The following is a 24,266-nucleotide window of genomic DNA, read 5'->3' as shown; positions in this document are numbered from 1 at the left end:
CATGAGCGACACGCCGGAGCCCCCAAAAGCAGAGACCCCAAAAGAGGTGCGCGCGGCGGAAGCCGCCGCGATTCGCCGCCGCTGGATCACGCTGGGCGAAGTGCTGGCGGTGCTGGCCGTCTCCATCTCCGCCCTCACCCTCTATCTCAACTGGGCGGACAAGAAGGACGAGCGCGCGGACAAGGCGGCAGAAAGCCGCAAGGCGTCCAGCCGCGCCGCCATTCTGGTGCTGAACGCCGAATCGGTGAAGGATGATCGGATCGCACTGAAACCCGCCGATCCCGACCAGCTGATCCAGAGCCAGACCATCCTCTTCCCCCGCGCGCTCGGCATCGCGCCGGTCGATACCACCGGCGACCCGCGGATCGAGGCCGGCTGGTTCGAAAGCGCGCTCAAAAAAGCGCGGGCCAGGGCGAAGCTGCCCGACGACAGCGTGGGCGATGAACGGCTGCCGGTCGTCATCACCACCCGATTCATGGTGGGCGGCGATGCGCATGACAATGTGGCGCTCTACGATATCGGCTATGGCATCAAGGGCGGCTGGATCGCGGGGCACAGCCTGACGCTACGCGGCATATCGCGGGTCGGAACGCTCAAGGCCAACGCCGCCCAGGCCAGCGCCGATGCCCGCTGGGCACGCCTCACCAAAAGCTGAAGTTCACGCCCTGAAACCCGAAACCCGCTTGTGTTACGCCCGTGAAACGGGTGGAAGGCCGCGGGCAGGGTTGGACATGATAAGGACAAGACGGGCGCCATGAGCCTGATGGGATCGATCGACCTCTTCCATGCCGTGGCCGGTCTGCTGGTCGGGGTGCTGGTGGGCGTGACGGGCGTCGGCGGCGGATCGCTGATGACGCCGCTGCTCGTGCTGATGTTCGGCGTCAGTGCCAAGACCGCCGTGGGCACCGACCTGCTCTTTGCCGCCCTGACCAAGATCGTGGGGTCCACCGTCCATGGCAAGCGCGACACCATCGAATGGCCGATCGTGCGGCGCATGGCGGCAGGCAGCGTCCCGGCCGCACTGGTCACGTTGGTCGTCCTTGGATGGATCGGCGATGTCGGCAAATCGACCGAGCATATCATCCTGGTTTCGCTCGCATCGCTGCTGGCGTTGACGTCGGTGGCGGTCATCGGCCGCAAATGGCTGTTCCGCCATCGCGGCGATCTTGGCGCCACCCATTCGGCGGCCACCACCCTCTACGGCACCACGGCTTTGGGCGCGCTGATCGGCGTGGCCGTGTCGCTTTCCTCGGTCGGGGCCGGCGCGATCGGCGTGACGGTCCTGCTCATCCTCTATCCGCGCCTGCCGGTCGCCCGCATCGTCGGCTCCGACATCGCCCATGCCGTGCCGCTGGCGCTGATCGCCGGCACCGGCCACTGGTTGATGGGCGACGTCAACGGCATATTGCTCATGAACCTGCTGATCGGCTCCATCCCCGGCGTGATCGCAGGCAGCTATCTCGCCTCCTACGCCCCCGACAAGGTGCTGCAACCGCTGCTCGCCGCCGTGCTGGCGCTGTCCTCATGGCAATTGTTCGTCAAGGCCCGCACGCCCGACCCGGTCAAGGTCGAAGCCCCCGCACCAATCCAACCACATTAGCTATCCCGCCACCCGTTGGCGCAAAACGCAAAAAAGCCCGGCCGCTCCATCGGAGCGCCGGGCCTTTCCACGTCCATCGGGACGATCGGCGATCAGCCGACGATTTCTTCCGGCTTGAAGAAATAGGCGATTTCGATCGCGGCATTTTCTTCGCTGTCCGAACCATGGACCGAATTGGCTTCGATCGATTCGGCCAGTTCCTTGCGGATGGTGCCGGCGTCGGCGTTGGCGGGGTTGGTGGCGCCCATGATGTCGCGGTTGCGCTTCACGGCATCTTCACCTTCCAGAACCTGGACGACGACCGGGCCGGAAATCATGAAGGCGACCAGGTCGGCGAAGAAGGGGCGTTCCTTGTGAACGGCATAGAAGCCTTCGGCCTGTTCGCGGCTCATGCGGATGCGCTTGGAAGCGACGATGCGAAGGCCCGCCTCCTCCAGCATCTTGGCGACCGCACCGGTCAGGTTGCGACGGGTCGCGTCGGGCTTGATGATCGAAAAGGTGCGCGTGACGGCCATGGCCCTCGAAACTCCAGATTGTTGGGAATAAAGTTGCGCGGCCTTTAGACGCGGCCGGGCCGGGCCGCAAGAGGCTTCGCTTATGTGCGTGGAGCGAGGGGGTGTTTGGGTCACGCCCTTGGATGACAGATGGCGTGAATGGGTGACTAAGCTACGGTCGGCTGCCCGAAAAAATGCCGTCATGCCAGCGAAGGTTGGCATCTCAGGCATGGCTATGCTGCGTCAACGGATAGCGCCAGCCCGCTACCCTCATTATACTGCCGCCTGAGACCCCAGCCTTCGCTGGGGTGACGGCTATGGGCCAAGCTGAAATGGCCGTAGTGGACGATATCTGCTGCTACATCTCTACCCGCTCAAGGCCCTTGAACCCATTTGCGGCCATCCTGCCGCCAGAAGCGCGGCTCTATGCCATCCGCCTTGCTCAGCGCCCGCCAACTCGCTCGCGCGCCCTCGATCGTGTCGGCGTCGAAGAAGTAGAAAGCCCGCTCGAACCCGAGCGCCTCTTCGCGCCACACCCCGTCGGCCAGCGCGATATGCCGCGCGCCATTGGCCGCATCGCACGCCGCACTCAGCAGGATCGGCTGATGCGCCTCGCCGCCCGCGCCCGCCCGGCCATGGGCCAGAAAGCTTTCGGGCGCCCCCGCCCAAAGCCCGGCGGAAATCCGCTCCAGCCGCTCATCCTCCCGCGCCACCACCAGCAGCCGCGCGCCCAGCCCCAGGATGCGCGCCGCGATCGCGGGCAGCACCTGGTCCACGGGATCGCGGCTCAACTGGTAGAAATCGACCTGCATCAGCCTTCAAATTTGTCCGCCACGAACCGGTCGATCAGGCGCACGCCATAGCCGGTCGCGCCCTTGTCCCATGTCGCGCCGGGCTTGTCGGCCCACACCATGCCGGCAATGTCGAGATGCGCCCATTTCACGCCGTCCTCGATGAAGCGCTTCAAAAATTGCGCGGCGGTGATCGACCCGCCGAAGCGCGGGCCGATATTCTTCATGTCGGCGATCGGGCTGTCGATCAGCTTGTCATAGGCCGGCGACAGCGGGAAGCGCCACAGCGGATCGCCCGCCGACTGGCCCGCCGCCATCAGGTCGCTCGCCAGACCGTCGTCGTTGGAAAAGATGCCCGCATATTCCGTGCCCAGCGACACGATGATCGCGCCGGTCAGCGTGGCCAGATCGACGATCACCTCCGGCTTGTAGGTGCGCTGTGCCCAGGTCAGCGCATCGCACAGCACCAGCCGCCCTTCGGCGTCGGTGTTCAGTACCTCGATCGTCTGGCCCGACAGGGACGTTACGATATCGCCGGGGCGCTGCGCATTGCCGTCGGGCATATTCTCGACCAGGCCGCAAATGCCCACGACATGCGCCTTCGCCTTGCGCCCGGCCAGCGCCTTCATGGCGCCGGCGACCGCGCCCGCGCCGCCCATGTCCCACTTCATGTCTTCCATGCCGGCCGCCGGCTTGATGGAAATGCCGCCCGTGTCGAACGTCACGCCCTTGCCGACGAAGACGACCGGCTTGTCCGACGTGCCGCCGGTGCCGTCCCATTCCATCGCCAGCAGGCGCGCTTCGCGCACGGACCCCTGCGCCACGCCCAGCAGCGATCCCATGCCCAGCGCTTCCATCGCTGCCTTGTCCAGCACGGTGATCTTGATGCCGAGGTCGGCCAGATGCTGGCAGCGTTGCACAAAGCTTTCGGGATAGAGGATGTTCGCCGGCTCCGACACCAGTTCGCGGGTGAAGGCCACGCCCGCCGCGACCGCCGACAGCTTGTCCCAGGCCTCTTCCACGCCGGTCGCGACCAGCGTGACCGTCTTCAACGTCGGCTTGGCCTTTTCGGCTTGGCGCGTGCGATAGGTGTCGATCCGCCAGCCGCGCAATTCTACGCCCAGCGCCAGATGCGCCGTCTGCTCGGCGCTCGCCCCGCCGACAAATTCGACGGCGGCATGCCCTGCGCCGCTGGTGTTCAGTTTGGCGGTCAGCGCCGCACCGGCCTTTTCATAATCCTGCTCGCTGCCGGCGCCCACGCCCAGCAACAGCACGCGCACCGTCTTGCCGCCTTCCTCGACGAAGCTTTCGAAGCTCGTGCCCGTCTCGCCGGTGAAGCGCGACGCGGTGGCACCGGCCGCCAGAACGGGCGCTGCGTCCAGCGGCAGGGCATCGAATCCCCCCTTGGGCACGACGAAGGCCAGCGTGTCGGCTTCGGGGCGGGTCGGGCTGAACTGGATATCCATCGGGGCTCTTTTCCTCTTGTCTGATGCGGCGCGCACCGCTCTTGTCTGCCAGATAGTGCGGCTTTCCCCGTCTGGCAAAGCCGTTCGACCGATTTTCCCATGGCCAATGCAAGACGGGCGATTGCCGACACGGCTTGTGTGCGATAGGCGGGTCAGCCTGATGCGCCTGTCTATTGAGGCACCACTGCTTGCAAAACGCCCTATTCTCCCTTTCCTTCCGCGCCGCCCTGCTGGGCACCGCTGCGCTTGGCGCCGCGCCGGACCTGTTGGCACAACAGCTGAACGAGCCCGCCACGCCGATCAGCGCGCCCGACGCGCCGACACCCGGCAATGACGACCAGATCGGTTTTGCCGCCGATGCGCTGCAATATGACAGCAATAGCGAGGTCGTGACCGCCAACGGCAATGTCCAGCTGTTGCGCGAAGGCAACCGGCTGCGCGCGGACAAGGTCGTGTGGGACCGCACCAGCGGCAAGGTGGAGGCGCAGGGCAATGTCTCGATCATCGATGCCGACGGCAATGTCGCCTATGGCGACCGGTTCGACGTCACCGATACGCTCAAGGACGGCGCGGTCGACAATATGCTGCTGGTGCTTCAGTCGGGCGGCCGGCTCGCCTCGGTCAAGGGCACGCGGGTCAATGGCGTCTATACGCTCAATCGCGCCACCTATACCGGCTGCGCGGTGGAGGATAGCGACGGCTGTCCCAAGGAACCGACCTGGCAGATCAACGCGATCAAGGTCGTTTACGACCCGACGCGAGAGCGCGTCACCTACACCAACGCCAATATCGAATTGTTCGGCCTGCCGCTCATTCCGCTGCCCGGCCTGTCGCATCCGGTGGGCGAAGGCGGCGGCAGCGGCCTGCTCGTCCCCAATCTGCGCTACGACCGCAATAACGGCTTCGAAGCGGCGTTGCCCTATTATTTCAAGCTGGCGCCCAATCGCGACGTCACCATCACGCCGCACGTCTATACGGGCGTCCTGCCGATGCTGGAGGCCAATTACCGCCATCTCTATGATCGCGGCGCCTACACCATCACTGGTTACGCCACCTATGGCCGGCGCGTCGGCATCGGTAGCGACGCCGTATCGCCCGACGCGGAAAAGGATATTCGCGGCTATATCGACGCCAGCGGCAAGATGCAGCTGTCGCCCGAATGGAGCCTGGACGGGTCTATCCGCGTCGCCACCGACCGCACCTTCCTGCGCCGCTACGACATCAGCCGGGAAGATCGCCTGCGCTCGACCATCGGTGCGCAACGGATCGACGAAAACAGCTATCTGTCGATTCGCGGCTGGGCGGTCCAGACTCTGCGCCAGGGCGATTCGCAGGGTCAGACGCCGATCGCGCTCCCCCTCATCGACTATCGCCGCCGGATCGCCGACCCGCTGCTGGGCGGCGTCCTGCAATTGCAGGCGAACACCCTCGCCATCACCCGCACCCATGGCCAGGATACGCAGCGCGCCTTCGTCGGGGCCGAATGGAATCTGCGCAAGCTGACCGGCCTTGGCCAGGAAGTGACCTTTACCGGCTATCTGCGCGGCGACGTCTATCACAGCAGCGACAATGGCCTGACCTCGGTGGTCAGCTATGCCGGCGATCCGGGCTGGCAATCGCGCGGCATCGCGGCGGCAGCCATCGACATGCGCTGGCCCTTCGTGGGTGAAGCGTTCGGCGGCGTCCAGCGCATCGCCCCGCGCGTCCAGATCGTCGCCTCGCCCAAGATCGCGAACCTCTCGCTCCCCAATGAAGACGCCCGCGCCGTCGATCTGGAGGACAGCAATCTCTTCGCGCTCAACCGCTTCGCCGGCTACGACCGGTTCGAAGATAGTTCGCGCGTCACCTACGGCCTCGAATATAGCCTCGACCTGCCCAATTTCTCGCTCCAGAGCATCGTCGGCCAAAGCTATCGCCTCGACAGCCGCGAAAGCATTCTGCCCGACGGCACCGGCCTGTCCGACCGCACGTCCGACATCGTGGGCCGCACCACCGTGCGCTACAAGGATTTCATCGCGCTGACCCACCGCTACCGGCTGGACAAGGACAATCTGTCGGTCCGCCGGAACGAGATCGACACGACCATCGGCAGCAAGAACACCTATGTCATGGCGGGCTATCTGCGGCTCAACCGCAATATCAGTTCGGGGCTGGAGGATTTGCAGGACCGCGAGGAAATCCGCCTGGGCGCCCGCGCCCAGTTCGCGCGCTTCTGGTCCGTCTTCGGCTCGACCGTCATCGACCTGACCGGCGCCAGGGAAGATCCGGTCACGCAAGCCGACGGATTCGAACCCGTCCGCCATCGCCTGGGCTTCGCTTATGAGGATGATTGCCTTACCCTGGGCTTCACCTGGGTGCGCAGTTACCAGACCAATGGCGACGCGCGAAAGGGCAATGGCTTCCAGCTACGTCTAGCTTTCCGCAATATTGGTATATAAGGAACAGGCTCCTGCATCCCCGTCAGGGCCGGTTAAGGCGGACCCGCGCATCATGCGCAGGTTCGTATTGGAGATTTTTGCCGACGATGCTGCCTGTCGTTTCCTCGCCCAACAGCCTGTTCCATGGCGTTCGCTTGGGCTTTCGCACCTTGCTCCTGTCCACTGCGCTGCTTGGCGCCGGCGTCCAGCCGGTCGTCGCCCAGACGGTCGATGATGACGGCAACGTCGCCAGCCAGCAGTTGAACCTGCCAAAGGACGTCACCGTCTTTGGCAAGAGCGACCCCAACGTCCGCAAGGCGACCGCGATCGTCAACAACCGGATCATCACCGGCACCGACATCGACCAGCGTCTCGCCCTCATCATCACCGCCAATGGCGGCAAGGTGGAAGCGGAGGAAAAGGAGCGGCTGCGCGTGCAGGTGCTGCGCAACCTGATCGACGAAACGCTCCAGATTCAGGAAGCCGCCGCCAACGACATCAAGATCGACCCGGCCGAAATCAACCAGAGCTACGAGCGCGTCGCGGCCAATTTCCGCCAGTCGCCCACCCAATTCGACGCCTATCTGCGCGAAAAGGGCAGCTCGGCCGCCAGCATCAAGCGCCAGATCGAGGGCGAACTGGCCTGGAGCCGCCTGCAACGGCGCAACATCCAGCCCTTCGTCAACGTGTCTGAAGATGAAGTGAAGTCGGTCGTCGACCGGCTGAATGCGTCCAAGGGCAGCGACGAATTTCGCGTCGGTGAAATCTACCTGTCGGCGACGCCGGAAAATCAGGCACAGATCATCGCCAACGCGCGCAACATCATCCAGCAGATCCAGCAGGGTGGCAGCTTCCAGGCCTATGCCCGCCAGTTTTCCGAAGCCTCCACGGCGGCGGTCGGCGGCGACCTCGGCTGGGTCCGCCCGGCGCAGTTGCCGAACGAACTGGCACAGGCGGCATCGGAAATGCAGGTCGGCCAGATTGCCGGCCCGATCCCGGTCGCCGGCGGCGTGTCGCTGCTCTATCTGATGGACAAGCGCAAGGTGCTGACCGCCGATCCGCGCGATTCGCTGCTCAGCCTCAAACAGCTGTCGGTCCTTTTCCCCAAGGGCACGAGCAAGGAGCAGGCCAGCGCCAAGGCCGCCGCCTTCGCCGCCGCGATCAAGGATATCAAGGGCTGCGGCCAGGCCAATGAGGTCGGCCAGAAAATCGGCGCCGACGTCGTCGACAACGACAATGTGAAGGTGCGCGACCTGCCGCCGCAGTTGCAGGACATTCTGGTCAACCTTCAGGTCGGTGAATCCACGCCGCCCTTCGGCTCGATCAACGATGGCGTCCGCGTCCTGGTAGTCTGCGGCCGTGACGAGCCTGCCTCGGCCAATGCGCCCAATGCCGAACAGATCATGGCGCAGCTGGAAGAGGAACGTGTCAACAAGCGCGCGCGCATCTACCTGCGCGACCTTCGTCGCGATGCGGTGATCGAATATAACTGACGCCTTGCCTCTCGCACCCTTCGCGGTGTCGCTGGGCGATCCCGCCGGGATCGGGCCGGAGATCGTCGCGAAAAGCTGGGTGATGCGCGAAGCGCGCGGCCTGCCGCCTTTCTTCGCGGTGGGCGACGCGGCATCGCTGCGCGCCGTCTGGCTGGGACCGATCGCATCGATCGGATCGCCGGAAGAAGCCGCCTCGGTCTTCGACAGGGCGCTGCCCTGCCTTCAGGTCGCGGACGCGGGAGACATCGTGCCGGGCACGCCCAGCATCGATGGCGCCCGCACCGCCTTCCAGGCGCTCGAAGTGTCGGTCGGTCTGGCGCGGCAGGGGTCGGCCGCCGGCATCGTCACCGCCCCGGTGGGCAAGGAACAGCTATATGGCGTGGGCTTCACCCATCCGGGCCAGACCGAATTCGTTGCGGAACGCTGCGGCGTGTCGGCCCATAATGCGGTGATGATGCTGGCCGGGCCGTCGCTGAAGGTCGTGCCGATCACCATCCATATCGCCTTGGCCGATGTGCCCTCCGTCCTCACCATCGACCTGATCCGCGCCCGCGCGCTGACCACGGTCAAGGGGCTGCAACGCAATTTCGGCATCGCCCGCCCGCGTCTGGCCGTCGCCGGCCTCAACCCCCATGCCGGCGAAAATGGCGCGCTGGGCCGGGAAGAGATCGACGTCATCCGCCCCGCGATCGATTCGCTGCGCGCCGAAGGGCTGGACATAGTCGGCCCACTTGCAGCCGACGGCATGTTCCACGCCCGCGCCCGCGAAACCTATGACGCGGCGCTGTGCATGTATCACGATCAGGCGCTGATCCCGATCAAGACGCTGAATTTCGACGATGGCGTCAATATCACGCTGGGCCTGCCGATCGTGCGCACCTCGCCCGACCATGGCACCGCCTTCGGCATCGCCGGCACCGACAGCGCCAATCCCGGCGCGATGATCGCCGCGCTCAAGATGGCGGCCGAAGCCGCCCGCGCCCGCATCGCTTATGGCTGACACCCGCCCGGCCCTGCCGCCCCTCAGAGACGTGATCGCGCGCCATGGCCTTGCCGCCAGCAAGGCGCTCGGCCAGAATTTCCTGCTCGACGAACAGTTGCTCGATCGCATTGCCGCCATCCCCGGCCCATTGAAAGACGCGCCGGCGTTCGAGGTCGGCCCCGGCCCTGGCGGCCTGACCCGCGCCATCTTGCGCGCTGGCGCCCGCCTCGTCGCGGTCGAGCGCGACCGTCGCTGCCTCCCGGCGCTTGCCGAACTGGAGGAGGCCTTTCCCGGCCAGTTGCGCGTCCTTTCCGGCGACGCGATGCAGGTCGACGCCCGTGCCGAGGCAGGTGAAGGCGCGCACATCATCGCCAACCTGCCCTATAATGTCGGCACGCCCTTGCTGGTCGGCTGGCTCTCGGCGGCGTGGTCCCCGCTTCCCTGGTGGCAGAGCCTGACCCTCATGTTCCAGATGGAAGTGGCCGAACGCATCGTCGCCGGGCCTGGCACCGACCATTATGGCCGCCTCGCCGTCCTGTCCCAATGGCGCAGCGACGCGAAGATCGCGATGAAGGTCCACCGCAGCGCCTTCACGCCGCCGCCCAAAGTCATGTCGGCGGTCGTCCACATCACGCCAAAGCCTGCGCCCGACGGCGTACAGCTTAAATTTCTCGAACGCCTCACCGCCGCCGCCTTCGGCCAGCGCCGCAAGATGCTGCGCCAGAGCCTCAAGGGCCTCCCCGGCGCGCTCGACGCGCTGGAGCAGATCGGCATCGACCCCCAACGCCGCGCCGAAACGGTCAGCGTCGAGGAATTCGTCGCCGTCGCCCACATACTGAGCCGCTAAGAAACCATCCTTTATTCAGCCAATCCGTTTGTGCTGAGTAGAGACTGAGCTTGTCGAAGGCTCGTATCGAAGCATAGTCTGGATAGCCCATGCCCCGCCTGATCCTGTTCAACAAACCCTATGACATGCTCTCGCAATTCACCGATCGCGGCACCGACACCGCGCGCGCGACCCTGTCCGACTGCATCGCCGTCCCCGGTGTCTATCCCGCCGGCCGGCTCGACCGCGACAGCGAAGGGCTGCTGCTGCTGACCGACGACGGCCGCCTGCAATCGCGCATCGCCGATCCCAAATACAAGACCGCCAAAACCTATCTGGCGCAGGTCGAAGGCGAAGTGACGGACGACGCGCTCGCCGCGTTGCGCCGGGGCGTGGACCTGAAGGACGGCCTCACCCGCCCGGCCGATGTCGAACGCATCGACGCGCCGGACATCTGGCCGCGCACCCCGCCGATCCGCGTGCGCAAGAGCATCCCCGACAGCTGGATCAGCCTCACCATCCGCGAAGGCCGCAACCGCCAGGTCCGCCGCATGACTGCCGCTGTCGGCCATCCCACGCTGCGCCTCATCCGCTGGCGCATCGGCGACTGGTCGCTGGACGGCCTGCGACCTGGCGAGTGGAGGGAAGTTCAGGTCGGCTGATCGCCACCGATCAAGATGCGCGGCACCCGTTTCCCCTTGGTCCGGCTGGTCAGATGAAATTGCCGACACCGGTCGCAGCGATAGGACCGCAACGGCACATCCGCCCGCAACGCCACCGCCAGCGCCGCTTCTTCGGACGCAAAGCGCGTCTTCTTCGCGCAAATGCTCAGCCGCGTGCGGATCGCTCAGTCCTCCGGGTCGAAGCTGACACAGCCTTCATTGAACAACGTCACGATCAGCGCCATCGCCGCTCCATCCTCGATCAGCGCAGGATCGACCACCAGCCTGTCGTCCGCGCATAATATCGCGGCCAGCGCCGCCGCCGCTCCGTCGCAATCCTGCGCCTGTCCATCCACGAACAGCGTCAGCGCCCCTTCCCCCTGCGCCACATACGCAAAGCGGCTCGCCGGATTGCGGCACAGTGCCACGCCGTCCCCCACCAGTTCGCGGACATCCTCGGCCGCGATTGGCTCGTCCGGTCGGAAATCCAGTTCGGGATATTTGCGCTCGCTGCTATAGGCCCCGAACCAGCGGGCAAAGGCGGCCGGATCGCGCACCGCATCCATCACCATCGCCTGCAACCGCTGGAGCGCCGCCGCGCCGATTTCGCCCGGATTGGCCTGTACGGTCAGGTCCGGGTCGGCATAGCGATCATCTTCCTCCATTTCGCCGACGACATGGGCGCAAAATTGCTCGACCAGCTCGCTCCGTGCGGGCGCCCGGAAACCGACCGAATAGGTCATGCAATCGTCGCCGACCGCCACGCCATCATGGGCGATCCCAGGTGGCACATAAAGGATGTCGCCCGGCTCCAGCACCCACTCGTCCGTCTGTTCGAACGCGGCGAGCAGGCGCAGATCCTCCTGCACCAACAAGGGCGTGTCCGCATCGCAACGCTGCCCCACGCGCCAGCGCCGCCGGCCCAGCCCCTGGATCAGGAACACGTCATATTGGTCATAATGGGCGCCCACGCCGCCGCCGTCGGTGGCATAGCTGACCATCACATCGTCGATCCGCCAGTTGGGCACGAAGCGAAAGGGCGCGATCAGCGCCGCGACATCGGGCACATGCATGTCCACCGCCTGCACCAGCAGCGTCCAGGGCGCGGCCCCCATATGCCCGAAGCGATCTTCGGGGAGCGGTCCATGTTCGACGCTCCAGCGCCCGTCCGTCCGCCCGATCAGCCGCGATTCGACGCCCTCCTCGCATGCCAGCGCCGCCAGTTCGTCCGGCTCCACCGGATTGACCCAATGCTGCCATGGATTGCGGATCAGCAGGGGCTTCTTCTGCCAATAGTCGCGCAGGAACAAATCGACGTCGAAGTCGGTGAAGGTCATGGAACATCTCGCCAGCGATCGGCGCGCCTCATGCGCCCGTCACCCCGGCCTTGCCCCGCCCCGACGGCGAAGTCAAAGCGCAGAGCGACCTCCACCCACCCGTACGGGCCGAGCTTGTCGAACCCCGCTCTTCTTCCTTGCGATCTGGCGAGAAAGATCAGCCCCTTCGACTGACTGCTTGCAGCAGTCGCTCAGCACAGGGTTCGATCGGCTCAGGGCGAACGGGGGTTATGAGCGTTCAGGACCTTCAATGCCCGCGCGTCGTTACGGCGTCTGGGTCGGCGCCTTCTTGGCCGCAGGATCCGCGTCCTTCGCGGTCGTCATCGCAACGGCTGGCGGCCCCTTCTGGATCGCGGCGGCCAGCTTGCCGACTGGCGCACAGTCGCCCTTGCACACGGCCTGCGCCTGCGTCAGCACTTCCTTCGCCCTGGCGATCGCGCCCTTCTCGACCATGGCCTCACCCTGACCGGCAAGTGCCACGATATCGGTCGGGTCCAGCAGCAACGCTTCCTTGTAGAGCCGGATCGCCTTGCCCTGAAGCCCCTGCGCGCGCGCGACCTCGGCCAGTTCGACAAAGGCGGCGCGGTTGCGCGGATCGATCGCCAGCGCGCTTTCCAGCGCGTCATTGGCGCCTTCCAGATTGCCGGCCTTGCGCGCGGCCTCGCCGGCCTTCTGCCATTCCACCGACTGCGGGCTGATCTGGCTGTCGGGCTTCTGGCTCAGCCCCACGCTCGACACAGTGGTCAGAACGACGGCAAGCGCGATCGAAGCGGGGGTAAAACGCATTACTATCTCCAGCCATGTTTCAGGCGTTAATTCGGACCAAGTGTCGCTATTTTGCGGGCGCTTGTCCATGGCCTGTTTCACGCCCCCCGGCGCAGTCGCGCAAAGAAGAAGCCGTCGCTGCCGTCATGTCCCGGCGTCAGCAGCAGCCCGGCGCCATGGGCACGCCCCACCGGCAGGGCGATCGGCTCGGCGCTCCAGCCTTCATGACGGCGCAGGAAGGCATCCACCTGCCCCCGCCCTTCGCGCTCGGTCAGCGCACAGGTCGCATAGACCAGCAGCCCGCCCGGCGCCAGCAAGGGTGCCGCAAAATCAAGGATGCGCGCCTGTTCGGCGACCAGCCGGTCAAGCCGCACCTGCGTCAGCCGCCAGCGCGCTTCCGGGTTGCGCCGCCAGGTGCCGGTGCCCGAACAGGGCGCATCGACCAGCACCACGTCCGCCTTGCCGCGCAGGCTCTCAAGGCCCCGCGCTTCGTGGCTCTGGTCCAGCAGCAGCGTCTCTATGAACGTCGCGCCCGCCCGCGCCGCGCGCGGCTCCAGCCGGGCCAGCCGCGACCGGATCGTATCGGCCGCAATCAATATGCCCTTGCCCTGCATCGCCGCAGCCAGCGCCAGCGTCTTGCCGCCCGCGCCCGCGCACAGGTCCACCACCGTCATCCCCGGCTGCGCGCCACAGGCGGCCGATATCCACTGGCTCCCTGCATCCTGCACCTCGACCAGCCCGTCGGCCCAAGCGGCCTGCTGCTCGATCGGATAGCCTTCGGGCAGGCGCAGCCCGTCGTCCAGCCCCGCAATCGCCAAGGCGTCGGGCAACATCGGCGCGATGGCCGCGGGATCGGCCTTCAACCGGTTCACGCGCACATCCACCGGCGCCCGGCCCAGCAGCGCATCCTGCTCCACCGGCGCGGCCAGCAAGGGCTGCACCCATGCCGGGACCGCGCCAGCTTGCGCGCCCAGTTCGCCCGGTTCGATCGGCAGTGGCGCATGGGTCGATCCGTCGAACAAGGCCGCGACGTCCGGCCGGTCCAGCGCCACGCCGATCATCGCCTCGCGCCCCGTCTCCGGCCGCTCGGCCGCGCGACGGATCGCGTCATACACATGATCGCGCACCGCGCGCCGATCGCGCGACCCGGCATAGCGCCGTTCCTTGAAATAGCGCGCGATCAGCGTATCGGCCGCCGGCCCGCCATCGCGCGCCGACGCGATGATGGCGTCGAGCAGATCGATAGCGGCCTGTATGCGGGCAGAGGGTGTCATTCATACCTTCCCCCCTCCCTGGTCGGGAGGGGCCGGGGGTGGGTGCGCCACGACAGCGGCGCCTGCAACCGCCGGGATAGTCGCGCGCTACGCTCGCGCCCACCCCTAACCTCTCCCTGGCAGGGAGGGGAATTCAGAAACGCTTCAGCGCGTCGGATAATTGGGCGCTTCGCGCGTGATCGTCACATCATGCACATGGCTTTCCGAAAGCCCCGCATTGGTAATCTGCACGAAACGCGCGCGTTCCTGCAAATCCTTGATCGTGGCACTGCCGGTATAGCCCATCGCCGCCTTCACACCGCCGACCAGCTGGTGAATGACATCCTTGGCCGGGCCCTTGAACGGCACCTGGCCTTCAATCCCTTCGGGCACCAGCTTCATCTGGTCCTTGATATCAGCCTGGAAATAGCGGTCGGCGCTGCCGCGCGCCATCGCACCGACGCTGCCCATGCCGCGATAGCTCTTGTACGCGCGGCCCTGATACAGGAACGTCTCGCCCGGCGCTTCGGCCGTGCCCGCCAGCAGCGACCCGACCATGACGCAGCCCGCGCCTGCCGCCAAAGCCTTCGCCACGTCACCCGACGTGCGCAGGCCCCCGTCGGCGATTACCGGCACGCCATGCTTGTGCGCTTCCTCGGCCGAATCCATCACGGCGGTCAGCTGCGGCACGCCCACGCCCGCGACGACGCGCGTGGTGCAGATGGAACCCGGCCCGATGCCGACCTTCACGCAATCCGCGCCCGCGCCGATCAGCGCCTTGGTCGCCTCGGCCGTGGCGACATTGCCCGCCACCACCTGGACATGGTTGGACAGCTTCTTCACCGCTTCCACCGCGACCGCGACCTGGCGGCTGTGGCCGTGGGCGGTGTCGATGACGATCAGGTCGCATTCCGCGTCGATCAGCGCCTTGCTGCGCTCCAGCCCCTTGTCCCCCACGGTGGAGGCGGCGGCGACGCGCAGGCGGCCGGTGCCGTCCTTGGTCGCCTGCGGGTAAGTGACCGCCTTCTCGATATCCTTGACCGTGATCAGACCCACGCAATGATAGGCGTCGTCCACCACCAGCAGCTTTTCGATCCGGCGTGCATGCAACAGGCGCTGCGCCTCTTCCTGACCCACGCCGACCTTGACCGTGGCCAGATTGTCCTTCGTCATCAGTTCGCTGACGGGCTGGTTCGGGTTTTCGGCGAAGCGGGTGTCGCGGTGCGTCAATATGCCGACCAGCTTGCCGCTCTGCTCCACCACCGGAATGCCGCTGATCTTGTGCCGCTGCATCAGCATCTGCGCGTCGGCCAGCGTGGCGGTGGGCAGGATAGTGATCGGGTTGACCACCATGCCGCTTTCGAAGCGCTTGACCGCGCGCACCGCGTCGGCCTGTTCCTCAACCGTCAGGTTGCGATGCAGCACGCCGATCCCGCCCAGCTGCGCCATCACGATCGCCATGTCGGCCTCCGTCACCGTGTCCATCGCGGACGACAGGATCGGAATGTTCAGCTTGATCGCCTTGGTCACATAGGTGGACGTATCCGCCTGGCTGGGCAGCACATCGGATTCGGCGGGCTGCAACAGCACGTCGTCAAAGGTGAGGCCAAGGCGGATGTCCATGGAAAAAGCCACTTTCTACTGTGCGGACCGGGTGAAGGGAGGCCGGATCGCTGGGGGATTTGTGGCGGCCCATGTAACCACTCCGATGGCAAACGGCCAGACCCTTTGGGGATTTTATTGCGGGAGAGGGTCCGTGCAGCCGATACGGGGGCATGTCGTACGAGACATGAAAATTGATAAACAATGTGGAGATCAATCTCGCGAAAAACCAAGACTATTAACTGCACTCCAACGAACACTGATTTCGGCTGCATCCGATGTGCGAACACGAAGGAATTCATCTCCAAGAGTGATAAAACTGACATTATCAACTACAGCCTGCCAAGCATCAGGCCGTCCAGTTTCGAGGTTAGAAACTTGAGATATAGGAATGAAGACACCGCGCTCTTGAATTTCAGCCATGAGTGCACCGGCCTCACCAAGCATTTTTATTCCCGCCTTTGAACTCGCAGAAGACAAAGCATTCTCTATGGCCCCCAAAACTAGCGAACCCGTAATGACCCAACCTGGCGATCCGATGAACCCAATACCGCTATTTACACCCCCCATTTTTTCCTGAGCAGCAACAACCAGTCCTCTCCAGCGTGCTACAGCTTTAGCGTGAAACATCTTCAATTCAGCAACCCGAATAGAACGATACGGAGTTTCCAAATCTAGAAATTCGCTCAACTTAAATGCCCCCGATATACCGAATTGAAATATTCAAATTTGTAATCTTATCACAATTTCAACAGCTATCAGCTTTGTCGATTATTCCATTAAAAAAGGGCGCAGCCTCCCGGCCACGCCCTTCCGCAACTTGTCGCTGAACCCAGCCCTTACACGCCGGCCGGCGAAGCCTCGCCGAACGGTCCCTTGCGCTTGCGGATGCGCGGGATCGAGGAGCCTGCCGCCGGGATCACCGACGGCTTTATCGTCGTGCCGTCGTCGCGGGTGATCTCGCCCTTTTCCAGCAGCGCCTTGATCTCTTCGCCGCTCAGCGTCTCATATTCCAGCATCGCGTTGGCCAGCAAGTGCAGCTGGTCCTCATGACCCTTCAGCAATTCCTGCGCGCGATGATAGCCCTGCTCCACCAGCCCGCGGATTTCCGCGTCGATCAGCTTGGCCGTTTCGTCAGACATATGGGTGCGCTGGCTCTGCGAATAGCCCAGGAACGTCTCGCCCTGCTGCTCTTCATATTGCAGCGGACCCAGCTTGTCCGACATGCCCCATTGGGTCACCATGTCGCGCGCCAGCTTGGTCGCGTACTGAATGTCACCCGACGCGCCGCTCGACACCTTGTCATAGCCAAAGATGATCTCTTCGGCCACGCGGCCACCCATGGCGACGGCCATGTTCGCGTGCATCTTGTCGCGATGATAGCTGTAGCTGTCGCGCTCCGGCAGGCGCATCACCATCCCCAGCGCGCGGCCGCGCGGGATGATCGTCGCCTTGTGGATCGGGTCGGACGCGGGTTCGTGGACCGATACGATCGCATGGCCGGCCTCATGATAGGCGGTCATCTTCTTTTCATCGTCGGTCATGACCATGGAGCGGCGTTCCGCGCCCATCATCACCTTGTCCTTGGCCGATTCAAATTCGTCCATGGCGACCAGCCGCTTGCCACGCCGCGCCGCCGTCAGGGCGGCCTCGTTGACCAGGTTGGCGAGGTCCGCGCCGGAAAAGCCCGGCGTGCCGCGCGCGATGGTGCGCGGATTGACGTCGGGCGCCAGCGGCACCTTCTTCATATGCACGGCCAAAATCTTCTCGCGGCCCTCGATATCGGGACGGGGCACCACGACCTGACGGTCGAAACGGCCCGGACGCAGCAGCGCAGGGTCCAGCACGTCGGGACGGTTGGTCGCCGCGACGATGATGATGCCCTCATTGGCCTCGAAGCCGTCCATTTCGACCAGCAGCTGGTTCAGCGTCTGCTCGCGTTCGTCATTGCCATTGCCCAGGCCCGCGCCGCGATGGCGGCCGACCGCATCGATTTCGTCGATGAAGACGATGCAGGGGGCATTCTTCTTGGCCTGTTCGAACATGTCGCGCACGCGGCTTGCGCCCACGCCCACGAACATTTCGACAAAGTCAGACCCCGAAATGGTGAAGAAGGGCACGCCCGCCTCACCCGCGATCGCGCGGGCCAGCAGCGTCTTGCCCGTGCCTGGCGAACCGACCAGCAATGCGCCCTTTGGGATTTTGCCGCCCAGGCGCGCGAACTTGCTCGGGTCTTTCAGGAACTCGACGATTTCCTGCAATTCCTCGCGCGCTTCGTCGATGCCGGCGACGTCGTCGAACGTCACCTTGCCATGCTTTTCGGTCAGCAGCTTGGCCTTCGACTTGCCGAAACCCATCGCGCCGCCCGCGCCGCCCCCCTTCTGCATCTGGCGCAGCACGAAGAAGGCGATGCCCAGGATCAGCAGGAACGGCAGTGACTGATAGAGCAATATCTGCCAGAAGCTCGGCTGGTCCTGCGCCTGACCCGAATATTTGACATTATAGTCGTCGAGCAGGCCGGTCAGGCCCGGATCATTGACCGGAACGGTCGAAAATTTCTGACCGCTCGACAGGGTGCCGCTGATCCGGTCCGGCGCGATCGCGACGTCCTTGACCTGCCCTTCCTGTACCTTGGAGCGGAATTCCGAATAGGCGATGGCCGATCCCGCAGCCGACGTCGTGCGGCTGTCGAACAGCGACACGAACAGCAGCAGGGCGACGATCACGCCCGCCCAAATCATGGCGCTCTTGATCCAGGGGTTGCCCTGCGGGTCTTTTTCGTCGTTCATCATCACTCACTTTCACCGGTCAAGATAGGGCGCGTCCGCAAAAGCGCAAGCAGGCTCAGGCCCACCGCGCCCGCTATTTCACGCCCTTCCCGTCGATGGTCAGGCGCCCAGCAACGTCAGCGCGACATAGCCCAGCGCCAGCGCCAGGCCGGCGGACAGGCCGCACAGCAGATAACCGACATAAAGCAGCAGCGGCGGATGCGGCCGCGCCAGCATCCTGTTCCGCTTCGCCGCAGACAGAATGACACTGGCCAACAGGCCGTAAGTCAACGCCGCAAACTCCACCATGCACCATATTCCCCGCTAGAAAGCCCGCCCGATAGCATGATGCGCGTTAAGGAAGGGTCATTTCGCCCTGATTAATCGGCAAAGCGTGGGGCTTGCGCGACGATCCGTGGAACCTTTCCGTAACGATCGTCAGCGGCGCAGCGGCGCGGGCCTCAGCGTCCAGTCCGTCCCCCCTTTGAGCAGCCAGTCGCCCAGGCTCGCCTGCCGCCCGGCCGCCGCCTCGCCCAGCGCCAGGTCCAGGCTGTCGCCACGCGGCACCGGCGCCTCGGCCAGCATCAGCATATGCAGCACCAGCCGCCGCAGATATTCGCGCGGCAGGTCGGTCCGTTCCAGCCGCCAGCCAGCGCCATCCGCCCGCACATGGGCCTGCGCCAGGTCCGCCACGCTCCATGCGATCGCCGCTTCGGCCTCCCCCAGCGCCGCCGCGCTTCGTGCCGCCGCCTGCGCATCCAGCCAGGGCGCCTGCGCCAGCGCCTTGCGCATCGCCACCCGGTCGAACCGCGGATCGGCATTGGACGGATCATGGACATGGGGCAGCCCTTGCGCCTCCGCCAGGGCCTGCAAATCCGCCTTGCGCATCTCCAGCAGCGGCCGGATCACCCGGCCCGACCGGCCCCGCACCCCGGCCAATCCTGCGACCCCCGATCCCCGATTGATCCGCATCAGCATCGTTTCCAGCTGGTCGTCGGCATGATGGGCGGTCATGATCCAGTCGATTCCCTGCCCCGCGCGCCATTGCTCGATCACGCGATAGCGCATCGCCCGCGCCCACGCCTGCACATTGCCCTGCACCGGCATATCGGGCGTCAATGTCGCATGGGGAACGGACTGGCCGGCGCACCAGCGCGCCACCATCACCGCCTCGTCCGCCGACGCCGCCCGCAATTGATGATCGACCGTCACTGCCGCGATCCGCCCTGCAAAGGCGCGCGCGGCCAGAAACAGCAGCGCCATGCTGTCCGGCCCGCCAGACACGGCCACGGCAAAACGCGCCGCCGGATCATGCCCGACCAGCGCGTGCGTTGCCGCAACCAGCCGCGCCGCCAGTCGCCCGGTCAGCGCCGCCCCGTCGCTGTCGCCGTCGCTGTCGCTGGTCAGCTGCACTTCGCCTTGGCACGCCCGGCCGTCATCATCGCGCGCAGGCTGTTGGACAGGCTCTCGCCATAGACCTGCTCCAGCTCCTGATAGACCTTGCAGGCATCGGCCGGCTTCTTCAGCTGGATCAGCGCCTCGCCCAGATAGGTCAGGCTGTCGGCGGCGCGATCGCCACGCGGGCGCTTCTGGTAATTTTCATAGAAGGCGACCGACGCCAGCGCCGGCTTGCCATCGTCCAGATAGGCGCGGCCCAGCAGGTTCTGCGCCTTGCTGGCGATGGGGCTGGTGCCATATTTCTCCACCGTCGCCTTCAACTGACCCTGCGCTTCGGGATAGAATTTCGCGTCCCACAGGCGGAAGCCGTAATTATAGGCGTCACCCGCCGCATCGCCGGTATCGGGTCGCTCCACCGCGGCCACGGCGGCCTTGCGCGCTTCGCTGGCGACCGGTGCTGCCGCTGCGGGCTTGGGCGCAGCCGGCTTGGGCGCGGCGGTGGTCGGCGCAGGCGCCGGCGCGGCCGGAACCGACACAGGCGGCGCAGCTGCCGCCGGCTCCGCCAGGCGCGCGTCATTTTCCGCCTTATATTTGGTGAAGGCCGCCTCCAGCTGGCGCAGCTTGTAGCTATTTTCCTCCACCTGCCCGGTGATGGAGGCCAGCTGCGATTCCAGCGCCCCCACCCGCGCCGTCAGGTCGGCGATCGGGGTCGACGCCGGCGATCCGGGCGCGACCGTGGGCGTGGCAGGACGGACGATCTCCGCCTCGATCGGCGTGCCGGCCGGGAAGACCTTGCGCTGCACCGCGCGCATTTCCTTTTCCAGCCGATCGACCCGCACCTCGACCGGCGCATTTTGCGCGGCGGCGGGCTGAACGATGGCGGGCGCGGCCATCGTCAGCAGAACGGCCGATGTCGCGAAGAGGGCGTTACGCATGATGTTCCCCGACTAAATCTGTTGGCTTGACCATAAGCCGTTATTTTGCGTGGTAAAGCGCGACGTGGCCTGGGCTGAAGCCTGGGCGCAGGCCCGAACTCAGGCCCGAACTCAGGGCTGCGTGCCCGCCGCGCCACTGGTCGCCGGTGCGGGCGCTGCCGGCAACGGCACGCTCATCCCGCCGGGCTGTCCGGCGATCTGGCCATTGGCTGCGGACGGGGCCGCCGCCGTCGGACGCTGCGCCGGACGCGCCGCCGGGGCACGGGCAGGCGGCGTGGTGGCGGGCGCCGCGCCGGGCGCCGCCGGCGTTTCCGCCGCCCGCGCCAGCAGCGCCGTCGCGCTCACCGGCACATCGGAAATGGTGCGGTCGGGCGCGCCCAGCGGCGGGATCGCCTTGCCACCGACCGTCACGGTCAGCGCCTGCGGGCGACCGGTCAATATGGTCGGCCCCTTGGCGTCCGCGGGCAGGGTGAAGCTCTCGCCCTTCTTGAGCGTCCCGTCCTTCAACCGCTCGCCCGCTTCGTCCACGATGCGCAGCCACACATCGTCCACGGCGGTGAATATCACGGTCTGCACCACAGGCGCGGCCGGCGCGACGCCGGCCGGACGCGCGGCGGTCGTTTCCTGCTTGTCCTGCGCGATTTCCTCGGCCGTGGGCGGCGTCAACAACTGGGTACGCCAGATGGTGAAGCCGGCGATCAGCACGACCACGATCAGCGCCGCGGTCCAGGCCAGAGCGCGCGAGGGGACACGCGCCGGATCGACCGGCTCGAACGCTTCGTACCGGGTGGCGCCGATATCGCTGTTATGCACGCCATGGCGCACCTCGGCCGCGATCTCCACCTCGTCCAGATCGACGGCGCGGGCATAGGCGCGCGCGAACCCTACGGCATAGGGGATGCCCGGCAGGGCGGCATAATCGTCCCGCTCCACCGCTTCCAGCTGACGCACGGCGATGCGCGTGCGGGTGCCGACATCCTGTATCGAAAGGCCTTGCGCCTCCCGCGCGGCGCGCAACTTCGCGCCAGGAGTGGAAAGCTGCGCTTCCGGCGCGCCGATGGCGCCGGCTTCGGTTTCTGCTTCGTCTGCCATGCTGCTCCGCGACCTGTAATGGCCGGCCTTGTCTCATTGCGGGACGGGCGTTGTCAACGCCGTATCCCCCGATTTCAGCCGAGTTCGATATTCCGATCGACCGCCCATCGCGTCAGCCGCGCACGAATGTCGATCGTCCCGCTATCCAGCATCTCGCGCATCAAGGCGCGCAATTCTTCGGCATCGATCGCCCGGATCATCGCCTTGACCGGCCCGACCGACGCCGGCGTGATGGACAGGCGGCGCACCCCCAGGCCGATCAGCGCCATCGCCTCCAGCGTCCGCCCGCCCATTTCGCCGCAGACACCGACCGGCACCTGATGATCCTGGCATGTCCGCACCACCCGGTCCAGGAAACGCAATATGGCGATGCTCAGCCAGTCATAGCGTTCGGCCAGGCGCGGATGCGCCCGGTCGGCCGCGAAGAGGAACTGGGTCAGGTCGTTGGTCCCGATCGACAGGAAATCCAGCTTGGGCAGAAGCAGGTCCAGCACCTCCGCCAGCGCCGGCACCTCCAGCATCGCACCATATCTGATCGCGATCGGCAGCTTCTTCTTCTGCGATACCAGCCATTCGCGCTGATGCTCCACCAATGCGCGGGCCTGTTCATATTCCCACGGTTCCGACACCATCGGGAACATGATGTGCAACACCTTGCCCGCCGCCGCCTCCAGCAGCGCGCGCGCCTGCGCCTTCATCAACCCGTCGCGGTCCAGCGCCAGCCGCAGCGCGCGCCAGCCCATGGCCGGATTATCCTCATGCTCGTCGTCGTCGCGCTGCATATAGGGCAACGCCTTGTCCCCGCCGATGTCGACCGTGCGGAAGATGACGGGCCGGTCGCCGGCGGCATCCAGCACATCCTTGTACAATCGCTGCTGCTTTTCCCGCTGCGGCAGGGTGGCCGACACCAGGAACTGGAATTCCGTGCGGAACAGGCCGATCCCGTCCGCGCCCACCACATCCAGCGCCTGCGCATCCTCGCGCAGGCCGGCATTGACCATCAACTCCACCCGCTGCCCGTCCGCCGTCACCGATGGCAGGTCGCGCATGGCGACGAATTCGGCACGCTTCTTCTGCGTCACATGCAGCTTCGTTTCGAACGCTTCCTCCATGTCGGCGGTCGGGCGGATCAGCAGGGCGTTGGCGCCCACATCCATCAGCACCAGATCGCCTTCGGTCACCAGATGGCGGATGTCGCGCACCCGGCCCAGCACCGGCACGCCCATGGCGCGCGCGACGATGGTGACATGGGCGGTCAGCGACCCTTCTTCCAGGATCACGCCCTTCAACCGGCGCCGGTCATATTCCAGCAATTCCGCCGGGCCCAGGTTGCGCGCGATCAGGATCGCGTCCTGCCGCAGGCCCATCTGCGCCGCCGTGCCCAATTGCCCCGACACGATGCGGAGCAACCGGTTGGCCAGATCCTCCAGATCGTGCATCCGGTCGGACAGCAGCGGATCGTCGATCTGCCGCATGCGCATGCGGGTGCGCTGCTGCACCCGCTCGATCGCCGCCTCGGCGGTCAGGCCGCTGTCGATCGCCTCGTTGATGCGCCGGGTCCATCCCTCGTCATAGGCGAACATCTTGTAGGTTTCCAAAACCTCCTGATGCTCGCCCTCCATGCCGAATTCGGCCGCGCCGGTCATCCGGTCGATCTGTTCGCGCATCTTGGCGAAGGCGGAAAAGACGCGCTGCCGCTCCGCCTCCACATCCTCGGCGACCGTATGCTCGATATGCACGCGCGGCTGGTGGAACACGACATGCCCGCGCGCCATGCCCATCACCAGTTGCAGTCCGTGCAACATGCTGGTGCCGGTGTCGGCAATCCGGGCGTCGGACGGGCCGTCATCGGCCAGTTCGGCATTCGCGATCAGTTCCGACATCACCATGGCGACGGTCTGGAGCGCCTCGATCTCGACCTCCTCATATTTGCGCGGGTCCGCATGCTGCACGCACAGGACGCCGATGGCGCGCTCGCGCCGCACGATCGGCACGCCGGCAAAGCTGTGGAACAACTCCTCGCCGGTTTCCGGGCGATAGGAAAAATCGGGGTGCGACGCCGCCTCGTCCAGGTTCAGCGTCTCGACATTGGTGGCGATCAGGCCGACCAGCCCCTCCCCCTTCGCCATGCGGGTGACATGGACCGCTTCCTGCTTCAACCCGCGCGTCGCGAACAGTTCCAGCACGCCCTCTCGCACCAGATAGATGGAACAGACCTCGCTCGACAGCGACTCGCCGATAATCTCCACTACCTTGTTCAGCTTGGCCTGGGCGCTGTTGCGCGCGGCCATCACCTCCTGCAATCGGATCAGGATCTGGCGGGCGGCGGCGGCGGGTGTGCTGGGCATATCATTGCGCTATCAGATTGACGCACCGCTTTCCAAG

General features: G+C 65.7%; 21 protein-coding genes. 7 read left to right on the top strand and 14 right to left on the bottom strand.

Going from position 1 to position 24,266, the window contains the following annotated elements; genetic code table 11:
• The first annotated feature begins 1 nt into the window (after position 1).
• Together AC07UX_RS01350 and AC07UX_RS01345 are read left to right on the top strand one after the other, a co-directional pair.
• A complete protein-coding gene (locus tag AC07UX_RS01350; protein WP_495190235.1) occupies positions 2 to 655 on the top strand; it encodes a hypothetical protein in 654 nt (217 codons plus the stop codon).
• Positions 656 to 754: 99 nt separating this feature from the next.
• The gene (locus AC07UX_RS01345) at positions 755 to 1,600 is read left to right on the top strand and encodes a sulfite exporter TauE/SafE family protein (RefSeq protein ID WP_495190234.1); all 846 of its coding nucleotides are present in this window, start codon (positions 755 to 757) and stop codon (positions 1,598 to 1,600) included.
• 92 nt (positions 1,601 to 1,692) lie between these two features.
• Here the strand turns inward: AC07UX_RS01345 and ndk are convergent, their stop codons facing one another.
• The 3 genes from ndk to AC07UX_RS01330 form a co-directional block, all read right to left on the bottom strand.
• Positions 1,693 to 2,115: a nucleoside-diphosphate kinase gene (gene ndk, locus AC07UX_RS01340; protein WP_093010670.1), complete on the bottom strand. Its 423-nt coding sequence runs from the start codon at positions 2,113 to 2,115 to the stop codon at positions 1,693 to 1,695.
• A 353-nt stretch (positions 2,116 to 2,468) separates the two neighbouring features.
• Positions 2,469 to 2,906: a DNA polymerase III subunit chi gene (locus tag AC07UX_RS01335; RefSeq protein ID WP_495190233.1), complete on the bottom strand. Its 438-nt coding sequence runs from the start codon at positions 2,904 to 2,906 to the stop codon at positions 2,469 to 2,471.
• Positions 2,906 to 4,351: a leucyl aminopeptidase gene (locus AC07UX_RS01330; protein WP_495190232.1), complete on the bottom strand. Its 1,446-nt coding sequence runs from the start codon at positions 4,349 to 4,351 to the stop codon at positions 2,906 to 2,908. Before AC07UX_RS01330 ends, AC07UX_RS01335 begins: the two co-directional genes overlap by 1 nt.
• A gap of 188 nt (positions 4,352 to 4,539) precedes the next feature.
• Here AC07UX_RS01330 and AC07UX_RS01325 point away from each other — a divergent pair, with 188 nt between their 5' ends.
• The 5 genes from AC07UX_RS01325 to AC07UX_RS01305 all read left to right on the top strand — a co-directional run bounded on the left by AC07UX_RS01325 (position 4,540) and on the right by AC07UX_RS01305 (position 10,731).
• On the top strand, positions 4,540 to 6,789 hold the full coding sequence (locus AC07UX_RS01325) for an LPS-assembly protein LptD (protein WP_495190231.1): 2,250 nt from the start codon (positions 4,540 to 4,542) through the stop codon (positions 6,787 to 6,789).
• Between the two features lie 86 nt (positions 6,790 to 6,875).
• On the top strand, positions 6,876 to 8,261 hold the full coding sequence (locus AC07UX_RS01320; protein WP_495190230.1) for a peptidylprolyl isomerase: 1,386 nt from the start codon (positions 6,876 to 6,878) through the stop codon (positions 8,259 to 8,261).
• Positions 8,262 to 8,265: 4 nt separating this feature from the next.
• Positions 8,266 to 9,261: a 4-hydroxythreonine-4-phosphate dehydrogenase PdxA gene (gene pdxA / locus AC07UX_RS01315; protein WP_495190229.1), complete on the top strand. Its 996-nt coding sequence runs from the start codon at positions 8,266 to 8,268 to the stop codon at positions 9,259 to 9,261.
• Complete coding sequence (rsmA, locus tag AC07UX_RS01310) at positions 9,254 to 10,090, top strand: 16S rRNA (adenine(1518)-N(6)/adenine(1519)-N(6))-dimethyltransferase RsmA (protein WP_495190228.1); 837 nt, start codon at positions 9,254 to 9,256, stop codon at positions 10,088 to 10,090. Before pdxA ends, rsmA begins: the two co-directional genes overlap by 8 nt.
• 89 nt (positions 10,091 to 10,179) lie before the next feature.
• Complete coding sequence (locus tag AC07UX_RS01305; RefSeq protein ID WP_495190227.1) at positions 10,180 to 10,731, top strand: pseudouridine synthase; 552 nt, start codon at positions 10,180 to 10,182, stop codon at positions 10,729 to 10,731.
• Positions 10,732 to 10,916: 185 nt separating this feature from the next.
• Here AC07UX_RS01305 and AC07UX_RS01300 read toward each other — a convergent pair whose 3' ends face one another.
• The 11 genes from AC07UX_RS01300 to ptsP form a co-directional block, all read right to left on the bottom strand.
• Positions 10,917 to 12,068, bottom strand: a complete 1,152-nt coding sequence (locus tag AC07UX_RS01300) for a JmjC domain-containing protein (RefSeq protein WP_495190226.1) — start codon at positions 12,066 to 12,068, stop codon at positions 10,917 to 10,919.
• A 264-nt stretch (positions 12,069 to 12,332) separates the two neighbouring features.
• Positions 12,333 to 12,854 (bottom strand): tetratricopeptide repeat protein, encoded by a 522-nt coding sequence (locus tag AC07UX_RS01295; protein ID WP_495190225.1) that lies wholly within the window; start codon positions 12,852 to 12,854, stop codon positions 12,333 to 12,335.
• 77 nt (positions 12,855 to 12,931) lie between these two features.
• A complete protein-coding gene (locus tag AC07UX_RS01290) occupies positions 12,932 to 14,107 on the bottom strand; it encodes an RsmB/NOP family class I SAM-dependent RNA methyltransferase (RefSeq protein WP_495190224.1) in 1,176 nt (391 codons plus the stop codon).
• A 144-nt stretch (positions 14,108 to 14,251) separates the two neighbouring features.
• Positions 14,252 to 15,709 (bottom strand): IMP dehydrogenase, encoded by a 1,458-nt coding sequence (gene guaB, locus AC07UX_RS01285; protein ID WP_495190223.1) that lies wholly within the window; start codon positions 15,707 to 15,709, stop codon positions 14,252 to 14,254.
• A 192-nt stretch (positions 15,710 to 15,901) separates the two neighbouring features.
• Positions 15,902 to 16,378 carry a hypothetical protein gene (locus AC07UX_RS01280; protein ID WP_495190222.1) on the bottom strand — a complete coding sequence of 159 codons (477 nt, stop codon included), beginning with the start codon at positions 16,376 to 16,378 and terminating at the stop codon, positions 15,902 to 15,904.
• A gap of 149 nt (positions 16,379 to 16,527) precedes the next feature.
• Positions 16,528 to 18,477 (bottom strand): ATP-dependent zinc metalloprotease FtsH, encoded by a 1,950-nt coding sequence (gene ftsH, locus AC07UX_RS01275; protein WP_495191747.1) that lies wholly within the window; start codon positions 18,475 to 18,477, stop codon positions 16,528 to 16,530.
• A gap of 99 nt (positions 18,478 to 18,576) precedes the next feature.
• Entirely contained in the window at positions 18,577 to 18,765 is a 189-nt protein-coding gene (locus tag AC07UX_RS01270; RefSeq protein WP_120249277.1) for a hypothetical protein, read from the bottom strand.
• 129 nt (positions 18,766 to 18,894) lie between these two features.
• Positions 18,895 to 19,869 (bottom strand): tRNA lysidine(34) synthetase TilS, encoded by a 975-nt coding sequence (gene tilS / locus AC07UX_RS01265; RefSeq protein WP_495190221.1) that lies wholly within the window; start codon positions 19,867 to 19,869, stop codon positions 18,895 to 18,897.
• On the bottom strand, positions 19,860 to 20,789 hold the full coding sequence (locus AC07UX_RS01260; RefSeq protein ID WP_495190220.1) for a hypothetical protein: 930 nt from the start codon (positions 20,787 to 20,789) through the stop codon (positions 19,860 to 19,862). The genes tilS and AC07UX_RS01260 overlap by 10 nt, the downstream gene beginning before the upstream one ends.
• Positions 20,790 to 20,900: 111 nt before the next feature.
• Positions 20,901 to 21,881: a helix-turn-helix domain-containing protein gene (locus AC07UX_RS01255; protein ID WP_495190219.1), complete on the bottom strand. Its 981-nt coding sequence runs from the start codon at positions 21,879 to 21,881 to the stop codon at positions 20,901 to 20,903.
• Positions 21,882 to 21,955: 74 nt separating this feature from the next.
• Positions 21,956 to 24,229 carry a phosphoenolpyruvate--protein phosphotransferase gene (gene ptsP, locus AC07UX_RS01250; RefSeq protein WP_495190218.1) on the bottom strand — a complete coding sequence of 758 codons (2,274 nt, stop codon included), beginning with the start codon at positions 24,227 to 24,229 and terminating at the stop codon, positions 21,956 to 21,958.
• Positions 24,230 to 24,266: the final 37 nt, after the last annotated feature.

It is taken from the genome of Sphingobium sp. GW821-FHT02B05 (genome assembly GCF_059421905.1).
The sequence above is the reverse complement of the archived record's forward strand: the minus strand, read 5'-3'. Positions and strand labels throughout refer to the sequence as shown.

Bases quoted from the DNA above. Each gene is read 5' to 3' on its own strand.
- AC07UX_RS01260 (WP_495190220.1), bottom strand. From the start codon at position 20,789: ATGCGTAACGCCCTCTTCGCGACATCGGCCGTTCTGCTGACGATGGCC.
- AC07UX_RS01350 (WP_495190235.1), top strand. From the start codon at position 2: ATGAGCGACACGCCGGAGCCCCCAAAAGCAGAGACCCCAAAAGAGGTG.
- ptsP (WP_495190218.1), bottom strand. From the start codon at position 24,229: ATGCCCAGCACACCCGCCGCCGCCGCCCGCCAGATCCTGATCCGATTG.
- ndk (WP_093010670.1), bottom strand. From the start codon at position 2,115: ATGGCCGTCACGCGCACCTTTTCGATCATCAAGCCCGACGCGACCCGT.
- AC07UX_RS01295 (WP_495190225.1), bottom strand. From the start codon at position 12,854: ATGCGTTTTACCCCCGCTTCGATCGCGCTTGCCGTCGTTCTGACCACT.
- AC07UX_RS01290 (WP_495190224.1), bottom strand. From the start codon at position 14,107: ATGACACCCTCTGCCCGCATACAGGCCGCTATCGATCTGCTCGACGCC.
- AC07UX_RS01255 (WP_495190219.1), bottom strand. From the start codon at position 21,881: ATGGCAGACGAAGCAGAAACCGAAGCCGGCGCCATCGGCGCGCCGGAA.
- AC07UX_RS01305 (WP_495190227.1), top strand. From the start codon at position 10,180: ATGCCCCGCCTGATCCTGTTCAACAAACCCTATGACATGCTCTCGCAA.
- AC07UX_RS01330 (WP_495190232.1), bottom strand. From the start codon at position 4,351: ATGGATATCCAGTTCAGCCCGACCCGCCCCGAAGCCGACACGCTGGCC.
- AC07UX_RS01345 (WP_495190234.1), top strand. From the start codon at position 755: ATGAGCCTGATGGGATCGATCGACCTCTTCCATGCCGTGGCCGGTCTG.
- guaB (WP_495190223.1), bottom strand. From the start codon at position 15,709: ATGGACATCCGCCTTGGCCTCACCTTTGACGACGTGCTGTTGCAGCCC.
- AC07UX_RS01270 (WP_120249277.1), bottom strand. From the start codon at position 18,765: ATGGTGGAGTTTGCGGCGTTGACTTACGGCCTGTTGGCCAGTGTCATT.
- rsmA (WP_495190228.1), top strand. From the start codon at position 9,254: ATGGCTGACACCCGCCCGGCCCTGCCGCCCCTCAGAGACGTGATCGCG.
- AC07UX_RS01300 (WP_495190226.1), bottom strand. From the start codon at position 12,068: ATGACCTTCACCGACTTCGACGTCGATTTGTTCCTGCGCGACTATTGG.
- ftsH (WP_495191747.1), bottom strand. From the start codon at position 18,477: ATGAACGACGAAAAAGACCCGCAGGGCAACCCCTGGATCAAGAGCGCC.
- AC07UX_RS01320 (WP_495190230.1), top strand. From the start codon at position 6,876: ATGCTGCCTGTCGTTTCCTCGCCCAACAGCCTGTTCCATGGCGTTCGC.
- AC07UX_RS01335 (WP_495190233.1), bottom strand. From the start codon at position 2,906: ATGCAGGTCGATTTCTACCAGTTGAGCCGCGATCCCGTGGACCAGGTG.